The sequence below is a fragment of the Phenylobacterium sp. genome, assembly GCF_036563385.1.
GTDB lineage: Bacteria > Pseudomonadota > Alphaproteobacteria > Caulobacterales > Caulobacteraceae > Phenylobacterium.
In genome coordinates this window covers 863422-880341 of the sequence record NZ_DATCML010000004.1, presented here as the reverse complement: position 1 = coordinate 880341, position 16920 = coordinate 863422, and the positions used below count along the sequence as shown (strand labels likewise).

19 protein-coding genes are annotated in these 16920 nt (G+C 70.5%); 12 read left to right on the top strand and 7 right to left on the bottom strand.

Annotated features, from left to right (window positions below):
* Window positions 1-33 precede the first annotated feature (33 nt).
* Together VIL67_RS05210 and VIL67_RS05205 are read left to right on the top strand one after the other, a co-directional pair.
* Window positions 34-246, top strand: coding sequence for a hypothetical protein (locus VIL67_RS05210; RefSeq protein ID WP_332047776.1), 213 nt, complete (start codon window positions 34-36; stop codon window positions 244-246).
* Between the two features lie 153 nt (window positions 247-399).
* Window positions 400-1680, top strand: coding sequence for a L,D-transpeptidase scaffold domain-containing protein (locus VIL67_RS05205; RefSeq protein WP_332047775.1), 1281 nt, complete (start codon window positions 400-402; stop codon window positions 1678-1680).
* On the opposite strand, the gene VIL67_RS05200 is transcribed toward VIL67_RS05205, so the two are convergent.
* The 4 genes from VIL67_RS05200 to VIL67_RS05185 form a co-directional block, all read right to left on the bottom strand.
* Entirely contained in the window at window positions 1677-2738 is a 1062-nt protein-coding gene (locus VIL67_RS05200; RefSeq protein WP_332047774.1) for an SO2930 family diheme c-type cytochrome, read from the bottom strand. The genes VIL67_RS05205 and VIL67_RS05200 overlap by 4 nt on opposite strands.
* Window positions 2728-3939 (bottom strand): parallel beta-helix domain-containing protein, encoded by a 1212-nt coding sequence (locus VIL67_RS05195; protein WP_332047773.1) that lies wholly within the window; start codon window positions 3937-3939, stop codon window positions 2728-2730. Before VIL67_RS05195 ends, VIL67_RS05200 begins: the two co-directional genes overlap by 11 nt.
* A 208-nt stretch (window positions 3940-4147) precedes the next feature.
* Window positions 4148-4753 carry an alpha-ketoglutarate-dependent dioxygenase AlkB gene (locus VIL67_RS05190; RefSeq protein WP_332047772.1) on the bottom strand — a complete coding sequence of 202 codons (606 nt, stop codon included), beginning with the start codon at window positions 4751-4753 and terminating at the stop codon, window positions 4148-4150.
* 64 nt (window positions 4754-4817) lie between these two features.
* Window positions 4818-6209, bottom strand: a complete 1392-nt coding sequence (locus VIL67_RS05185; RefSeq protein ID WP_332047771.1) for an erythromycin esterase family protein — start codon at window positions 6207-6209, stop codon at window positions 4818-4820.
* Between the two features lie 78 nt (window positions 6210-6287).
* Here VIL67_RS05185 and VIL67_RS05180 point away from each other — a divergent pair, with 78 nt between their 5' ends.
* The 5 genes from VIL67_RS05180 (at window position 6288) to VIL67_RS05160 (ending at window position 10614) form a co-directional block, all read left to right on the top strand.
* Window positions 6288-6857, top strand: a complete 570-nt coding sequence (locus tag VIL67_RS05180; RefSeq protein WP_332047770.1) for an NUDIX domain-containing protein — start codon at window positions 6288-6290, stop codon at window positions 6855-6857.
* On the top strand, window positions 6854-8128 hold the full coding sequence (pncB, locus tag VIL67_RS05175; RefSeq protein ID WP_332047769.1) for a nicotinate phosphoribosyltransferase: 1275 nt from the start codon (window positions 6854-6856) through the stop codon (window positions 8126-8128). Before VIL67_RS05180 ends, pncB begins: the two co-directional genes overlap by 4 nt.
* Before the next feature lies 1 nt (window position 8129).
* A complete protein-coding gene (locus tag VIL67_RS05170) occupies window positions 8130-8504 on the top strand; it encodes a hypothetical protein (RefSeq protein WP_332047768.1) in 375 nt (124 codons plus the stop codon).
* A gap of 141 nt (window positions 8505-8645) precedes the next feature.
* On the top strand, window positions 8646-8918 hold the full coding sequence (locus VIL67_RS05165; RefSeq protein ID WP_332047767.1) for an usg protein: 273 nt from the start codon (window positions 8646-8648) through the stop codon (window positions 8916-8918).
* Between the two features lie 76 nt (window positions 8919-8994).
* Window positions 8995-10614, top strand: coding sequence for a peptide ABC transporter substrate-binding protein (locus VIL67_RS05160; RefSeq protein ID WP_332047766.1), 1620 nt, complete (start codon window positions 8995-8997; stop codon window positions 10612-10614).
* Between the two features lie 4 nt (window positions 10615-10618).
* On the opposite strand, the gene VIL67_RS05155 is transcribed toward VIL67_RS05160, so the two are convergent.
* Window positions 10619-10930 (bottom strand): glycine zipper 2TM domain-containing protein, encoded by a 312-nt coding sequence (locus VIL67_RS05155; RefSeq protein ID WP_332047765.1) that lies wholly within the window; start codon window positions 10928-10930, stop codon window positions 10619-10621.
* A gap of 171 nt (window positions 10931-11101) precedes the next feature.
* Here VIL67_RS05155 and VIL67_RS05150 point away from each other — a divergent pair, with 171 nt between their 5' ends.
* The 3 genes from VIL67_RS05150 (at window position 11102) to VIL67_RS05140 (ending at window position 12657) form a co-directional block, all read left to right on the top strand.
* Entirely contained in the window at window positions 11102-11362 is a 261-nt protein-coding gene (locus VIL67_RS05150; RefSeq protein ID WP_332047764.1) for a GlsB/YeaQ/YmgE family stress response membrane protein, read from the top strand.
* 136 nt (window positions 11363-11498) lie between these two features.
* Window positions 11499-11795 (top strand): hypothetical protein, encoded by a 297-nt coding sequence (locus VIL67_RS05145; protein ID WP_332047763.1) that lies wholly within the window; start codon window positions 11499-11501, stop codon window positions 11793-11795.
* Window positions 11788-12657, top strand: coding sequence for an SDR family oxidoreductase (locus tag VIL67_RS05140; RefSeq protein WP_332047762.1), 870 nt, complete (start codon window positions 11788-11790; stop codon window positions 12655-12657). The genes VIL67_RS05145 and VIL67_RS05140 overlap by 8 nt, the downstream gene beginning before the upstream one ends.
* Window positions 12658-12691: 34 nt before the next feature.
* Here VIL67_RS05140 and VIL67_RS05135 read toward each other — a convergent pair whose 3' ends face one another.
* Window positions 12692-13516, bottom strand: a complete 825-nt coding sequence (locus VIL67_RS05135) for a DUF6644 family protein (protein ID WP_332047761.1) — start codon at window positions 13514-13516, stop codon at window positions 12692-12694.
* Entirely contained in the window at window positions 13513-14127 is a 615-nt protein-coding gene (locus VIL67_RS05130; protein ID WP_332047760.1) for a DUF6644 family protein, read from the bottom strand. Before VIL67_RS05130 ends, VIL67_RS05135 begins: the two co-directional genes overlap by 4 nt.
* A gap of 214 nt (window positions 14128-14341) precedes the next feature.
* Between VIL67_RS05130 and VIL67_RS05125 the strand changes: the two genes are divergently transcribed.
* Both VIL67_RS05125 and VIL67_RS05120 read left to right on the top strand, forming a co-directional pair.
* Entirely contained in the window at window positions 14342-15541 is a 1200-nt protein-coding gene (locus VIL67_RS05125; RefSeq protein ID WP_332047759.1) for a DUF3089 domain-containing protein, read from the top strand.
* On the top strand, window positions 15542-16846 hold the full coding sequence (locus tag VIL67_RS05120; protein WP_332047758.1) for an MFS transporter: 1305 nt from the start codon (window positions 15542-15544) through the stop codon (window positions 16844-16846).
* Window positions 16847-16920: the final 74 nt, after the last annotated feature.

Below are 16920 nucleotides of genomic sequence, written 5' to 3'. Positions count from 1 at the left end.
GTCGGCGTCGCTTTCACGACAGAGGAGAAGAACATGCGCTTCATCGTTTGCGCGGTCGCCGCGGCGGGCCTGCTGACCGCCTGCGCCAGCAACAATGACGAGATGGCGGCCGACACCGGCACGGCCAGCTCCGTCTCCGCCACCACGTCCGACAGCGCGTCGACCATGCCGGCCGACACCGGCGCGACCACGGGCGCGACCACCAGCACGCCCGCGCCCGACACCCGCACCGGCGAGCGGGGCTAAGCCATAGCCCGTTCGTCAGGCGCGCCCGGCCGCAAGCCGGGCGCGCTTCTCGCCGCCACATGTCTCGCGGCGCTCAGCTTCGCCGGCGCCGCCGCGCCGGCCCAGGCCCAGCTGCTGCCGGACCCCTGGTCCGGATCGGCGGCGGCCGACACCGTGCTGCGCGCCGAGATCCGCTACCGCCTGCTGGGCGCGACGTCCGCCGAGGCGGATCTCGCGGGCTTCTACGCGCGCCGGGACCACGCGCCGCTCTGGTTCGACGGCCAGCTCAAGCCCGAGGCGGGCCATCTTCTTGACCGGATCCGCGACGCCGCCGCCGACGGGCTGCGGCCCGAGGGCTACGCCCCCGAAGACCTGGCTGCGGCGCTGGACGCGGCGGCCACGGGCGACCCGGCCCGGATCGCAGAGGCCGACCTCCTGCTGTCCCGCACCCTGGTCCGTTTCGCCGGCGACCTGCGCCAGGCGCGCGGCCCCGCCAGACTGGCCTTTGTCGACCCGGGGCTGAAGGCGGAGCCTCCCGACGCCCGCGCCATCCTCGAACTCGCCGGCCGCGGCGACGCGCCGGACCTCTCCGCCGCCCTGCGGATGAACCCCGTCTACGATGGCTTCCGCCGCGCTCTCGTCGCCCACCGGGCCCGCGGCGGCGACCCGGCGGACGAGGCCCTGATCCTCGCCAACCTCGAGCGCGCCCGCGCCCTGCCCGCCGACTTCGGCGACCGCTTCATCCTGGTGGACGCCGCCGCGCGCCAGCTCTGGCTCTATGAGCAGGGCGAGCCCCGCGCCGCCATGAAGGTGGCCGTGGGCAAGCCCAGCCTGCCCACCCCGCTGATGGCCGGCCTCGTCAGGCACGCCATCTTCAACCCCTACTGGAACGTCCCCGAGGACCTTGTCCGCACCACCGTCGCCCGCAGCGTGCTCGACCAGGGCCTGGGCTACCTGCAGGCGGAAGGCATGGTGGTCTACGCCGGCTACGAGGAGGGCGCCGCCGAACTGGATCCGGCCACGGTCGACTGGCAGGCGGTCTACGATGGGAAGACCGAGGTCCGGGTCCGGCAGAAGCCCGGCCCGCGCAACATGATGGGCAAGGTCAAGCTGATGCTGCCCAATCCCCTCGGCATCTACCTGCACGACACCCCGAACAAGGCGGTGTTCGGCGAGGAGGCCCGCTACGTCAGTTCGGGCTGCGTGCGCCTGGAGGACGCCATGGCCCTGGCCGGCCAGTTGTTCGGCGACACCGCGGAGGCGACCGCCGCCAGCGGGGCGATCGAACAGCAGGTGGAGCTCGAGACCCCGATCCCGGTCTACATCACCTACTTCACTGCTATGCCGGCGCCGGGCGGCCTCGTCCGCCGCGAAGACATCTATGGCCGCGACGCGCCCCTGCTGGCCGAGCTGGGCTACGCGCCGCCTGTCGAGGTGGCGCAGGCCGCCCACTAGGGCTTCATCGCCGCCACGTACTGCCGTATCAGCGCCACGCCCTCGTCGTGCACCAGGCTGCGGCCCAGCTCCGGCATCATCACCCCGGGCTCCGAAGAGGCCATCCGGTGCACCAGGATCGAGCGCTCGGGATGGCCGGGCTCGATGGACACCGCCAAGCCGCCCGAGCCCCGGCCCGCGGCCACCGGTCCCTTTCCCACGCCCAGGTGCGCCGGCCGGGTCTCCTCCAGGTTTAGGTAGAGCCCGGAGTTCGACGCGATGGCCCGCGGCTCGTGGCAGTGGGCGCAGTTGGCGTCGAGATACGCCCGGGCGCGGGCCTCCAGCGGTTCGGCGGGGTCGTCCCAGCGAGCGGTGCGGGGGGCTTGGGCCGGCGGCGGCGCGCCGGCCAGCAGGCCCATGCGCGTCCAGCGCGCCAGCTGGTTCTCGCGGCCGTCCGCATAGGCGAAATCGCCGTTCAGGTTGCGCGCCTTGGGGCCCACCGGGACCAGCGTCTTGTCGACCTGGTGGCACTCCTTGCACTGGTTCTGGTTCGGCACGGCGTAGGTCAGGTCACGCGCTCGGCCCTGGCCGTCCACGAACCGCACCGGGACCCGGGCGCCCGCCCGCTTCAGGACTGCGTCCTTGCGCTCGGCGTCCCACACATAGGCCAACGCCGTCCAGCCGCCCGCCTTGCGGATCAGCAGCCGGGTCTCGATCCAGCGCACATCCTCGGTCGGCCGGCGCAGGTCGGCGGGGTAGGCGAAGGTCTTCACCAGCGTCGCGCCCACAGGGAAGTCGAAGACCCCGTCCGCCCGGTACTGCGCCTTGGTCCCGGGCGGCAGGTAGAGGAACCGGTCCTTCCCGGCATAGTCGCTGAAGAGGGGCGTGTTCAGCGTATAGGGCGTCAGCAACGGGTCCGGCCTTCCGTCGGCGAACAGCCGATAGTCGGAGAGCCGCGGCGCGGGCGCCTCGGCCAGGAGGACGTCGAGGGCCGGCCCCTGGGGCGCCGGCGCGGCCGAGACGCTGACGAGGGCGCAGACGGCCGCCGCCAGCCTCGCCAGGAGCCGGTCAGGTCGCAAGGTCGGCCTGTCGCTTCGGCAGCACCACCGGCTTCGGCTCGGCGATGGCCGCGTCGCCGGCCTTCGGCGTCACCGTTGGCTTGGCGGTCATCAGCTGCCCCGGCCCGGCCAGCTGCAGGTTCAGCACCGGCCCATCCTCCAGCCGCACCCGAACCGCGTCGGCGTTCTGCGGATGCGCCGTCACCCCGTCCCACATCACCGGCGGGATGGTCCCGCCGGCGGCCTTGGCCAGGATCTCGGCGCCCGGGAACTTCGGATCGAAGCCGTTGCGGCCGAAGCGGTTGTTGCGCACCACCACATCGCGCGGCAGCGGGTTGTAGGTCTTGTCGTCGAACTTCTGGGTGAAGCTCACCAGGGTCACGCCCGTCGACTGGTTGCCGTCGATCTCGTTGTCGAAGATGTGCACGTTCTTGTTGGCCATCACCATGACGCCCGTGCCCACCGGCACGTTGGCGACGATGTTGCCCTTCGGTGCGAAGTTGGGCGTGTCGTTGCGGACGATCTTGTTGCGATAGATGCGGTGCGAGTGGCCGCCCATCTGCGGCAGGTTCGGCAGGTCGAAGACCAGGATGCCGCCGGTGTTGCGGGTCGCCACATTGTCGAAGACGTCGGCGTTGTAGGAGTTCTCGATCTCGATCCCGGCCACGTTGAACTCGGCGCGGCTTCGCTTGACCACGATGTTCTTGGACTGGCCGACGTAGATGCCGGCGTCGGAGGCCCCCTTCACCACCACCTTGTCGATCAGCACGTTGGTGGAGCTCACGGGGTAGACCCCGTAGGCGCCGTTGGTCTCCTTCGGCCCGCCGGTCCACTCGACACGCAGGTTGATGAAGCTGATCTGGTCGGCGCCCTTGGCCTTGATGCCGTCGCCGCGGGTGTCCTCGACGCCGAGGTCGCGCACCGTCACCCGGTCGGAGGTGATCAGCAGCCCCTCGCCGGCGCCGGCCTGCGCCTTGAACGACAGGACGGTTCGATCCGGGCCGGCGCCCTTCACCACCACGTCGTCCACGTCGAGCGACAGGCCGTCGGCGAGCTCGAAGCGGCCGGCGGCGATCTCCACGACGTCGCCCGGCTTGGCGTCGAGCAGGGCGGTCTGCAGGCGCTCTTGCGCGTCAGCGCCAGCGGCCACCTTGAGCGTCTTGGCCTGGGCGGCGCCGGCCACCGCAAGCGCCGCCGCGGCCAGAAGGGCAAGCCGGATCATCTTTCGCGTTCCTCCCCGTTTCCGGCAGGGTGAACGCTGTTCAGCAATGAGGCAACGGCCGCCGCCCGCTGCAGCGGCCAAAAAAAGGGCCGCCATCGGTGAAGACGGCGGCCTTGAGCTCGGGGCGAGCTTCCGCTCGGACCGGCACCGTGCGCTGGCCGGGGCGCGGCGGCAAATCGGATTATCCTATGTTCGATATAGGGCGGCTCTATGCAGCATGCGTTCCAGGGTCACGGCCCTGCCGGAAGCTGCGGAAGGTCACCGAGTAGCGGTGCTCCGCCACGGGCGGGATCGAGTGCTCCCACGCCTCCCGCGCCTCGCCGGCGACGAGGTAGGCCGAGCGCGGCGCCAAGGTCAGGGACTTGCGCTCGAAGCCTCCGGAGACGCGTCGGCGCAGGCGGAACGTGCACGGGGCGCCGACCGATATCCCCACCACCTTCTCGAACTGCGGCCGGTCCCGATGCCAACCGATCGGCGCGCCCGGGAGGTACTCGTTGATCAGCAGCTGCTGCAGTCCGCCCTCCGGCAGGCCGGCGAAGGCCTCCGCCCGGGCGCGCGCCGCCTCAAGCCAGTCCGGTATCGGGTCCGCATGCTCCAGCCGGCCGCGATCGAAGTCGTAGCGATAGCCGAACGAATGCACGCGCCGGCGGGCCTCGAAGCCGCGGAACTGGAAGGGCTCGAACGGCAGCTTGGCCAGCTCGGCGGCGATCTGCGCCTCCTCCGCCGCCGACAGGAAGTCGGGCCGATAGACGAACCCCGGCGGCAGGTCCGGCGCCGGCGGCGGCTGTTCGAAGAGACCGAGCTGCGAAGACATGGCCGCGAGAGATGGTCTGCCCTCCTGCGCGATCAAGAGCCGACGCCCGGTGCGGCCTGCGCAATCATAACCCGAACGGCCAGGTCTCCTCCCGCCCGCTCTCGTGATCCCCTGTCTGGCGGACGTCGAGCGGCGTTACGGCGCTCGTCTCGTCGAACCAGACGAAGCCGTCGAACTGCTCGGGCAGGACGCATTCCACGTAGTGGCTCCAGCGCTCGGTCTCCGGCCGGTAGATCACCCCGATGAACCGCTCCAGGCGCGGCGCCATCAGCCGCTCGCGCAGCTCCGTGTGCGCGCCCTCCCGCAGGTCGAGCAGCCAGCGCGCGCCGCCGGCCTCGTGGGCGATCGCCTCATAGCTGTCGGGCCTGGACGGCCGCACCCGCTTGATCTCCATGGGTTCGTCCCAGTCCGACGCGCAGGCCACCTCGCCCGTGTGCGTGCCGAAGCCGATCAGCCGCGCGTCTGCGCCCCAACGCTGGCGGCACAGCTGCCCCAGGTTCAGCTCGCCACGCGCCTTGCCCATGTCCGTGGCCCGCGCATCGCCGATGTGCGAGTTGTGCGCCCAGACCACCGCCTTCGACCCCGGCCCGCGCGCCTCGAGCAGCGCCTCCAGCGTGTCGAACATGTGGGTGTCACGCAGATTCCAGCTCTCCTCCGAGCCGTAGTACATCACGCGGTAGTAGGCCTCGGCGTCCTGCACCAGGCGGGCGTTCATGGCGGCGTCCACGAAGTCGTCCTCGCCGTCCCGGCCGACGAAGTCGCGTTCCAGCATCTCCTTCAGCATGGCCGCCACCTCGTCCTCGCAAGGCGCATAGCCGCGGGTGAGGGCCACGCGGCCATAGACCGCCGGCTCCTCGCTCCAGGGCAGGATGCAGCCGTAGCGGGCGCGCGCCACCTTGGCGGCCTCCGGGTCCACCCGGTCAAGGTAGTCGATCACCGCCCGGATCGAGCCCTGGAGATTGTAGAGGTCCAGGCCGTAGAAGCCGGCCCGCTCGCCGTCGGCCCGGAAGCGGTTGTGGTCGCGGAGCCAGTCGGTGAACTGCTCGACCTCGCGGTTCTTCCACATCCAGGTGGGGAAGCGGTTGAACGCCTCGCGCGCGTTCTTCGCCTTCCCGCGGTAACGCACATGGCGGTCGATCACCGCGGCGTCCGGCCAGTCGGCCTCAACCGCCACGATGTTGAAGCCATGGTGCTCGATCAGGTGGCGGGTGACGGCCGCACGCGCCCGGTAGAACTCGGACGTTCCGTGGCTCGCCTCGCCGAGCAGCACCACCCGGGCGTCCGCGAACCCGTCGAAGCAGCGCCCGAAGGCGGGATCGTCGAGCTCGGGCAGCGGCGTCGCCGCCTCCGCCACCAATCGGGCGATCTCGCGCGTCTCGTCGAAGGTGCGCGCCTCGCGCGCGGTCGGCGTTCCGCCCTTGCGTCGGGGCGTCTCGCCCAGCCATTCGGAGGCCATGCCCTGCTCCTTTGCTTGCCGGCTGAACCGGGGGTGCGGGGTAGCGGTTCCTGTGGTGAGTGAGGCGAAGGAGGATCGATGCCGGTCGAGCTGCGGAAGGTGGAGACGGTCTATCAGGGCTATGCGACGCTGATGGTGGCGACGCTGGCCGACGACAACGGCGAGACCTTCCAGCGCGAGATCGAGCATCACGGCCGCGCCGTGGCGGTGCTGCCCTACGATCCGGAGCGAAAGGTGGCCCTGCTGGTCTCCCTCCCGCGGCCGCCGGTGATCTGGGCCGGAGGTCCGCCTGAGCTGGCCGAGGCCCCGGCGGGCATGGTGGAGGACGAGGACCCCGAGGACACCGCACGCCGAGAGGCGCTGGAGGAGGCGGGGGTGCGCCTCGACCGCCTCGATCATGTGGGCTCGCCCTTCTCGACCCCCGGCGTGTCCAGCGAGCGGATCGACCTGTTCCTGGCCGAGTACCGCGCCGCGGACCGGATCGAAGCCGGCGGCGGGGTCGAAGGCGAGCGGGAGAACATCACCGTCATGGAGGCTCCCCTGGCCCAGGTGTGGGACTGGGTCACGAGCCGCCGCATCGAGGACCTCAAGACCCTGGCCCTGGTGCTGGCGCTCCGGGTCCGCCGGCCGGAGCTGTTCCCAGCATGAGCCTGGACTACTCCGGACGCGGCGAGCCCCTGGTCCCCAGCCTGCTGGACACCGACCTCTACAAGCTCCTGATGCTGCAGCTGATCTGGCGCCGGCATCGCGACACGCCGGTGACCTTCAGCCTGGTGAACCGCACCAGGGCCGTCCGGCTGGCCGACGAGGTCGCCGAGGCGGACCTGCGCGCGGCCCTGGACGAGGTGCGGACCTTGCGGCTGCAGCCCGACGAGCGACGCTGGCTAGAGAGCGCCAGCATCTATGGCCGGCCGGGGCGGTTTGCGCCGGAGTTCCTGGACTGGCTGGAGGACCTGCGCCTGCCGCCCTACCGGCTGACGTTCGCCGCCGGCCAGCTGGAGCTCGAGTTCTCCGGCCCCTGGGCGGAGGTGACCCTGTGGGAGATCCCGGCGCTCACCGTCGTCACCGGGCTGCGCGCCCGCCGGGCGGTCTCCAGCATGAGCGCCCAGGAGAGGGACGTCCTCTACGGCTGTGCCATCGGGCGCCTGGAGGAGAAGGCCCGCCGGCTGCAGGCGCTGGACGGCCTCGCCCTCACCGACTTCGGGACCCGGCGCCGCCACAGCCTGCCCTGGCAGCGGCTGGTCGTCCGCACCATGCGCGACCGGCTCGGCCCCGCGTTCCGCGGCACCAGCAACCTCCTGCTCGCCCGCGAGCTCGACCTGCCGCCGGTCGGCACCAACGGTCACGAACTGCCCATGGTCCTGGCCGCGCTGGCGACCCACGACGCCGGGCTGAAGCAGGCCCAGTACCAAGTCCTGCAGGAGTGGCAGGATCTCTACGACGGCGGCCTGCGCGTCATCCTGCCGGACACCTTCGGGACGGCCGCCTTTCTCCGTGACGCGCCGGCCTGGGTGGCGGAATGGCCCGCCCTTCGCCCCGACTCCTCGCCGCCGATCGAAGGGGGCGAGGCCGTGATCGCGTGGTGGAAGAGCCGCGGCCAGGACCCGCGCTCCAAGACCCTGGTCTTCTCCGACGCGCTCGACATCGACTCCATCGAGCACATCCACCGCCACTTCCAAGGCAAGGTCGGCTTCAGCTTCGGCTGGGGCACCAAGCTGACCAACGACCTGGAGGGCTGCGCCGAGGCGCCCGGCCTCCACCCCATCTCGCTGGTCTGCAAGGTGACGGAGGCGGGCGGCCGCCCCGCGGTGAAGCTCTCCGACAATCCCGAAAAGGCGACAGGCGACCCGGCCGAGGTGGCGCGCTATCGGCGCGTCTTCGGCGTCGTCGGCCAGGTTCGTCGCGACGTGGAGGTCTGAGATGGCCAATGGCTTCACCGGCTGGGAGCTGGACCGGCAGGACCGCGAGCGCCTGCTCGTGCGCTTCCCCGCCCGCTATCCGGAGGCCGTCGCCCACCACGTCACCCTCAAGTTCCGGCCCGACAAGGTGAAGCTGCCCACCGAGCGGTCCGGCGAGATCGTCGGCGAGGCCGACGACGGCGCGGGGGTCCAGGCGATGGTGGTGCGCATCGGCGGCACGACCGACCGGCCCGACGGCTCCACCTACCACATCACCTGGTCCCTGGGGGCGGGACGCAAGGCGAAGGAGAGCAACGACGTCATCCGCGAGCACGGCTGGCGCCCATTCGCCGAGCCGATCCCGATCCGGCTGCACCCGAAGCACTACCCCTTCTGAACAGCTTGGCAGCACCCGCCTCAGGCGAGTGCTAAGGTACGGGTTTTACGGAACATTTCTTCGAATCGTGCGTAGCCTTCCATGCGCGGTGACGCTCGCGCAGCGCCCGCCGCGCCTGGACCCACAGGTACGAGGTTGCACATGTTGGCGTCGCCGGAGTTCCGCAAGCAGCTGGAAGGCTACAGCCTGACCACGGCCGAGATCCTTTACCGGATGCCCGACCACCCCGCTCTGCTGCAGAGCTACATCTGGCAGGACTACGACGTCTTCCCGGAGTTCCCGGTGCTGAAGAAGTTCCTCGACTTCTGGGAGCGCACGCTCGATGGGCCGCTGTTCAAGGTGACCATCGGCCACTGCAAGCTGATCAAGCCGGCCGAGCTGAAGGCCGTCGCGGGCGAGTTCAAGCTGCACTGATCCCGCCCAGCGGTCCGACGGCTCGACAACGACCGGCGCGGCATGCGTGATGCGGCCTCCTGATCCGGAGGACCGCTTGAGGCCATCGCCCGCCCCGCTGCTCGCCCCCGCGCTGCTCGCCGCCGCGGCGCTGTCTCTGGCCGCCTGCCAGGGCGGGGCGACGCGCCCCGCCTGCCCGCACGGCCAGACGTGCCTGGAGTACGGCATCGAGATCGAGCCCCTGACGCTCGACCCGCAGAAGGCCAACCTGGTCTCCGAGAGCCGGGTGCTGGGCGACCTGATGATGGGCCTCACCACCGAGACGCCCGACGCCCAGCCCATGCCAGGCATGGCGCAGAGCTGGACCACGTCGGCCGATGGCCTGACCTGGACCTTCCGCCTGCGCGAGGCGAAGTGGTCCGACGGCCGGCCGGTCACCGCCGACGACTTCGTCTACGCGTACCGCCGGATCCTCGATCCGAAGACGGCGTCGATCTACGCCTACCTGGTCTACATCCTGAAGAACGGCGAGCCGGCCAACGAAGGCAAGGCGCCGCTCACCGCCGTGGGCGCCCGGGCGCTCGATCCGAAAACCCTGGAGCTCACGCTCGAGCATCCGGCCCCGTACCTGCCCCAGCTGCTGATGCACCAGAGCTTCTACCCGGCTCCGAAGCATGTGGTGGAAAGGCATGGCGACGCCTGGGTGCAGCCGGCCAACTACGTCTCCAACGGGCCCTACAAGCTGGTCTCCTGGCGGCTCGGCGACCGCATCCAGGTGGTGAAGAACCCAAACTTCTTCGAGGCGGACAAGGTCTGCGTCGACCGCATCAACTACTACCCGACGCCGGATGCGGTGGCCGCCGAACGGCGCATCGAGCGCGGCGAGCTCGACCTCAACACCACCTTCCAGTCCAACCGCTACGAGCGGCTGAAACGCACCCTGCCGGGCTACGCTCGCACCCACGTGTCGCTAGCCACCTCCTACCTGTCGTTCAACACCCGCGACGTGGCGCCCCTCAAGGACGTTCGCGTGCGCCGGGCGCTGTCCATGTCGGTGGACCGGGAGTTCATCACCAGGAAGCTGCTGCGCGCGGGCCAGCAGCCCGCCTACGGCTTCGTGCCGCCGATCACCGCCGGCTACGCACCAGGACCGAAGACCGTCTGGGCCGGCAGGAGTCTCGCCGAGCGTCAAGCCGAGGCCCGCGCGCTGCTGGCGCAGGCCGGCTACACGCCCGAGCGGCCGCTGAAGATCGAGATCAAGACGGCCAACAACACCGACTCACTGCTCCTGATGGAGGCGGTCCAGGCGGACTGGCGCGCCATCGGCGTGAACGTGCGGCTGCAGCAAAACGAGGGCCAGATCGCCTTCGCCGCCTACCGCAACCGCGACTTCGAGGTGGGTTCGATGAGCTGGTACGCCGACTACAACGACCCGGTCAGCTTCCTGGCGCTCATGCAGTCGACAACCGGCGCGCAGAACTATGGGGATTACAAGAACCCGGCCTATGACGCCCTGCTCGCCCAGGCGGACGAGGAGCCGGACCTTGCGAAGCGGGCGGCCCTGCTGTCACGGGCCGAACAGCTCATGCTGGCGGAAGAGGGGACTGCGCCCCTCTTCTTCCAGGTCACCCGCGCCCTGGTGAATCCCCGGGTCACGGGCTTCGTGGACAACGCGCTCAACTTCCACCGGGCGCGCTGGATGTGCGTGAAACGCTAGGCGCTCAGCGCCGCACGTACTCGTAGTGGCAGTTCTGCTTCTTCTTGGCGTTCTTCTTGGCCACTTGGTGACCCACCACGGCGCCCACGCCGGCGCCCAGCACCGTGCCTTCGGTCTTGGCGCCGTTGCCGGCCACCACATTGCCCAGCACGCCGCCGGCCACGGCGCCCACCAGGGTGCCGTTGTTTGCCTTCTTCTTCACGCTCTTGTCGCAGACGAGCACGCGCTTGCTCTGGGCCTCCACGGTGACGGGGACGGCGGCCAGCGAAAGGGCCGACGCACCCATGACGGCGGCGGCGAAAAGCTTGTTGCGCAACGGTCTCTCCTTCAATCCTTCGGCGACACGCGGAGGGCATAACCCCGACCGACGCTCGAGGTTGCCCGCGCCCCCGAACAGCCCCGCTGGGAACCTGATGGCCTGTTGCAGGCTTTTTCGCGGCGCTCGCCGGCGGCTCACGTTGAAAGCCGGCGCTTTGGAGACACCCCTATGTCCATTCTCGCGTGGATCGTGCTGGGGCTGATCGCCGGGTTCATCGCCAGCAAGCTGGTGAACCGGTCCGGCGGCAACCTCGTGCTCGACCTTGTCCTGGGCGTCGTCGGCGCGTTCGTCGGCGGCTTCCTGTTCACCCGCTTCGGCGCGGCCGGCGTGACGGGCTTCAACCTGTACTCGCTGCTCGTCGCCACCATCGGCGCGGTGATCGTGCTGTTCATCTACCACGCCATCGCTGGCCGTCGGCGGATGATGTAGCGCCCCACCGCCGGCTTCGGCCGGACCTGAGGAGAGCGAAAGGCCCCGCCCGATGGACGGGGCCTTTTTCGTGATGACGCCGCCCGGAACCACGCGCGGTCTGACCGGTTGCCCTCCCGAGGAGAGGGAGACCGCCATGGGCGAGGACATCCGCAAGACGCAGGACCCCGAGGGGCCACGCCAAGCTTCGGGCGACGGCGCCGCGCTAGGCTCCGGCTATGGCGCAGGCGGGCTGGGATCCGGCGGCGACCGCGCCCACGGCGGCGAGGCGATGCAGAACACGCGATCCTGGGACGCGCCTGGCGTGACCCCGGACGGCCGCCGCACGGGCTCCTCCACCGATGGTCCCCGCGTCGCGCACGACGGCGAGGCCGAGCCGGACGCCGAGCGCTTCACCGCTGCCGAGGACCAAGACGAGGACGACGATGGCTGACGACAAGAGCTTCCCCGAGCCGCCCTTCGAGCAGCAGCAGGAGACCCGCCCCCCGGGCCTCACCCGCGACATGAACCCCCGCCCCGACCATGGCGAGGAGACCTATCGCGGATCCGGCCGGCTGGAGGGCAAGGCGGCGATCATCACCGGCGCCGACTCCGGCATCGGCCGCGCGGTCGCCATCGCCTACGCCCGCGAAGGCGCCGACGTGCTGATCAGCTACCTCGACGAGCACGAGGACGCGGAGGAGACCCGCCGCCTGGTGGAGCAGGCGGGCCGCAAGGCCGTGGTGGTAGCGGGCGACATCTCGGCGCCCGAGCACTGCCGCGCCATCATCCAGCAGGCGGTCCAGGCGTTCGGGAAGGTGGACATCCTGGTGAACAACGCCGCCCACCAGATGACCTTCGACGAGATCGACGAGTTCTCGGACGAGGAGTGGGACTACACCTTCAAGACCAACATCTACGCGATGTTCTGGCTGACCAAGGCGGCGGTCCCGCACATGCCGAAGGGCGCGGCGATCATCAACACCACGTCGGTCCAGGCGGACACGCCCTCGCCCAACCTGCTCGCCTACGCCACCACCAAGGGGGCCATCCAGAACTTCACCGCCGGCCTCGCCCAGATGCTGGCCGAGAAGGGGATCCGCGTGAACTGCGTCGCCCCGGGGCCAATCTGGACTCCGCTGATCCCGGCCACCATGCCGATGGAGAAGGTCAAGGAGTTCGGCAAGCAGGTGCCGATGCAGCGCCCCGGCCAGCCGAAGGAGCTCGCGCCGGTCTACGTCATGCTGGCCTCGGACGAGGCCTCCTACGTCTCAGGCGCCACGGTGGCCGTGACCGGGGGCAAGCCGATCCTCTAGGCGCTGAGCCCGGCCGTCTTGCGGCCGGCCCGCCTCAGGCGAAGGCGATCCAGCGGCCGGCGGCCGAGGCCACAACCCACACCAGGATGGTGGCGTAGCCGATCGCCTTGGCTATGGGCCCGCCTTCCGCGCTGCGGCCGGCGACCACCGTCTGGAAGGCCGCCACGCCCAGGATCCAGGCCGCGAAGATCCAGGCGAACGCGATGTTCACCGGGTCCAGCCGCTCGTAGTCGTCGGCCTTGATGACGATGTGCGTGGCCACGTACTGCGCCACCAGAAGGGCGGTCAGCCCGACGAGGTAGATCCAGCGGATCGGCCCGCGCGTGACGAACAGCACCACCAGGGCCGCCGCCGTGATGGCGTGGAACATGCCCGGATTGATGAGGTCGCCGGTGCTGAACACCCACAGCGCCACGGCGAACACCGCCAGGCCGAGCAGGAAGAACACCTTCGCCGCGCCGCCCACCCGGCCATCCGCCTTGGCGGCGAGCGCGCTCGCGCCATAGGTCAGGATCACACCCGCGAGCAGCGCCAGCATCTTCACCGTGAAGGCCGCGGAGTCGTAGAGGCGCTCGGCGTTGGCCATGCCGATCAGCACGCCCGAGACCACGATGCCGACCACGCCCACGTGCAGCCAGGCCCTGAGGTTGCGATAGACCTCCGACGGGCTCTCGTTGGTCACGCCGACGCCGATCAGGCGCAGGTTGATGAGGATGCTGGTCCCGCCCAGGATCACCATCGACAGGATGTGCAGCACCTGCCACTGCGCGAACTGCGGCTTGATGATGTAGGCCGGCCAGACGTTGACCAGGTTCTCCACCCAGGGGCGGAGTTCGGGGAAGACGTCGGCGGGGGTCATTGGGCGAGCTCCGCGAGGGTCTGGGCGCCCTTCTCCGACGCGGCGCACTCCTGCAGGGCGTTGGCCCAGTCGGGGAGCGGCTTGCCGCACTCGAACCAGTCGTAGGCGATAAAGCGGCCCAGCATGATCACGATCACCCAGGCGGCCAGGGAGATCGCCGCCGAGGCCCGCGCGGCGCCCGGAGGCTTCGCCAGCCCGTCCCAGTCGCTGATGTTCCGCTGCACCCGGCGGTGGAAGATCACGATGTTCAGCAGCGCCAGGACGATGAACACCAGCTTCGCGCGGAACCAGATATTGTGGTAGTAAACCAACGGCTTGGCGTAGAAGAGCGCCAGGCCCGTCAGTAGGACGATGACGAAGCCGAAGACGGTCAGCGGCAGCACCTTGTCGCTCAGCACCGACACCGGCGTGCGCTTGAAGGTGACGCCCAGCAGCCGCAGGTCCACGACGAAAATCGTGCCGGCGAACAGCATCAGGGCGAGCAGGTGGGTGCCCTCGAGCAGGCCCCAGAAGTTGAGCGAGCCGAGGAGCGCCTCGCTCCACGACATCGGGTACTCGCCGGGCCCCTTGCCCAGCTCGGTCTGCAGCCAGACCAGGAAGTCACGTATCAACCTCGGCCCTCCCCCCAGGACGACACGGCCGTCTTCTCGCGGCCGCCATACCGTTCTTGCGAAAAGTGTCTAGCGTATTGCGACGCCGTTTCGCCAGTCTATTCAGCGCAGCAGACGCCGCTTTGCGCCATCTGGCCAGCCCCGCCCTTGCGGAGCTGCGCCGCGGCGTGCTCCATGCCGCCAAGGCTCCCGCCGAGGAGCCAGGGGAGGACGAATGATGATGCGCAGCGCCCTGATCGCGGGCGGCCTGGCCCTTGGCCTGCTGGCCGCCGGCTCCGCTTCCGCCCAGCCCGCCCAGCCTGCGGGGACGCAGCCGGCGACGGCCAGGCCCGCCCCCAATGATTACACGCGCGAGGACGCCTGGCTCTGCCGCCCCGGCCGGGCGGGCGACGCCTGCGACATCGACCTGACCGCCACCGTGATCGAAGCCAACGGGACGTTCCGGCGCGAGGCCTGGACCCGCAACCCGTCCCCCACGGTCGACTGCTTCTACGTCTATCCGACGGCGTCTGCCGACACGACGCCCAACTCTGACATGTCGCCAGGCCCGGAGGAGCGCGCCACGGTCTCGCGCCAGCTCGCCCGCTTTGGCCAGGTCTGCCGGATCTTTGCGCCCCTCTACCGCCAGATCACCATCCCGGCGCTGCGCCGGATGACCGCTGGCGAGCAGGTCGCGGTCGACCGTGACCTCGCCTATGGCGACGTGCGCGACGCCTGGCGCGACTACCTCGCCCGCGACAACAGCGGCCGGGGCGTGATCCTGTTCGGCCACAGCCAGGGCGCGGGCGTGCTCAAGCGGCTGATCCAGGAGGAGATCGAGGGCAAGCCGGCTCAGGCGCGCATCGTCGCCGCCTATCTCGCGGGGACCAATGTGCTCGTGCCCAAGGGCAAGGACGTGGGCGGCGACTTCAAGTCCATGCCGCTCTGCCGCACGCGAGCCCAGACCGGCTGCGTGGTCAGCTGGGTGACATTCCGCGAGCGCGCCCCGCCGCCAGCCAACAGCCGCTTCGGCCGCACGACCGCTCCGGGCATGCAGGTGGCCTGCACCAACCCGGCGGCCCTGGGCGGCGGCCGCGCGACCCTGTCGTCAGTGTTCGGCGCAAAGAGCATGCATCCCACCGCCGCCCCGCCGAAGCCATGGGTCACGCCTGAGCGTCCGGTCGACACCACCTTCGTCAAGGTCCCGGGCCTGATCAGCGGCCAGTGCGTGACCGACAGCAACGGCAGCTACCTGGCCATCCGCGTCGACGGCGATCCGCGCGACCCGCGCACCGACGAGATCACCGGCGACCACCTGGCCAACGGCGTGGTCCAGCCCGACTGGGGTCTGCACTCGCTGGACGTGCCGGTCGCCATGGGCAGCCTTGTCGAGCTCGCCTCCGACCAGGCCAAGGCCTGGGCGGGCCGTCGTTAGATGGCGGAGCCCGCCACCTCGCCCGCGGCGCTCCGCAAGGTCGTGGTCGCCAGCCTGATCGGCACGACGATCGAGTGGTACGACTTCTTCCTCTACGGCACGGCCGCGGCCCTGGTGTTCAACCAGCTGTTCTTCCCCAAGGCCGATCCGCTCACCGGCACCCTGCTGGCCTTCGCCACGTATGCCCTGGGCTTCGTGGCGCGCCCCCTCGGCGGCTTCGTCTTCGGTCACTTCGGCGACCGGCTCGGCCGCAAGAAGCTGCTCATGCTCAGCCTGATGCTGATGGGCGGGGCCACCGTGCTGATCGGCCTGCTGCCCACCTACGGTCAGGTGGGCGCCCTCGCGCCCGCCCTGCTCATCGTGCTTCGCCTGGTCCAGGGCTTCGCCGTTGGCGGCGAGTGGGGCGGCGCGGTGCTGATCGTTTCCGAGCACGGCGACGCCCGCCGGCGCGGCTTCTGGACCAGCTGGCCGCAGGCCGGCGTGGCGCTGGGCAACCTGGCCGCCGCCGCGGTTCTGGCGATCATGGCCGCAACGCTCAGCGAGGCCGAGTTCCTGGACTGGGGCTGGCGCGTGCCCTTCCTGCTCTCCGTCGTGCTGATCGGGGTGGGCTGGTACGTGCGCAGCACCGTGGAGGAGAGCCCCGTCTTCCGCGACGCCCAGGCCCGCCAGCCGGCCGCCTCGGCCCCGATTCTCGAGGCGATCCGCACCCGTCCCGGCGGGCTCCTGGTCGGAGCCGGCCTGCGGGTGGCCGAGAACATCGGCTACTATGTGATCACCACCTTCTCCATCACCTACCTGACCACCGAGGTGGGGGCGAGCCGGCAGCTGGCGCTTCAGGCCCTGATGATCGGGGCCGCGGTCCAGGCCGTCTGCATCCCGCTGTTCGGCGCGCTCTCCGACCGGGTTGGCCGCCGGCCGGTCTACGCCCTCGGCGCGGCGGGCACGGCGGTGTGGGCCTTCGCCTTCTTCCGCCTGCTGGACACGGGGGCGACGCCGGCCATTGTCACCGCCGTGGTGGTGGGCCTGGTCTTCCACGCGGCCATGTACGGCCCACAAGCCGCCTTCCTCTCGGAGCTCTTCCCGACCCGCATCCGCTACTCGGCGGTCAGCCTGGCCTATCAGGGGACCTCGATCTTCGCGGGATCGCTCGCCCCGATCATCGCCGTCGCCCTGCTCCAGGCGACGGGCTCGGCCACGCCGGTGGCCATCTACGTGGCGGCGGCGGGCGCCATCAGCGTTCTCGCCGCGCTGGTGGCCCGGGAAACCCGCGGCCGCAGCCATGCCGAGCTCGACGGCCCCGGCTGACCGCCGGCGCCGGCGCACTTGGCCCTGGCCGGCGGGCGGAGCCCTGTCCTATAGCCGGCGGACCCCGATCGGAG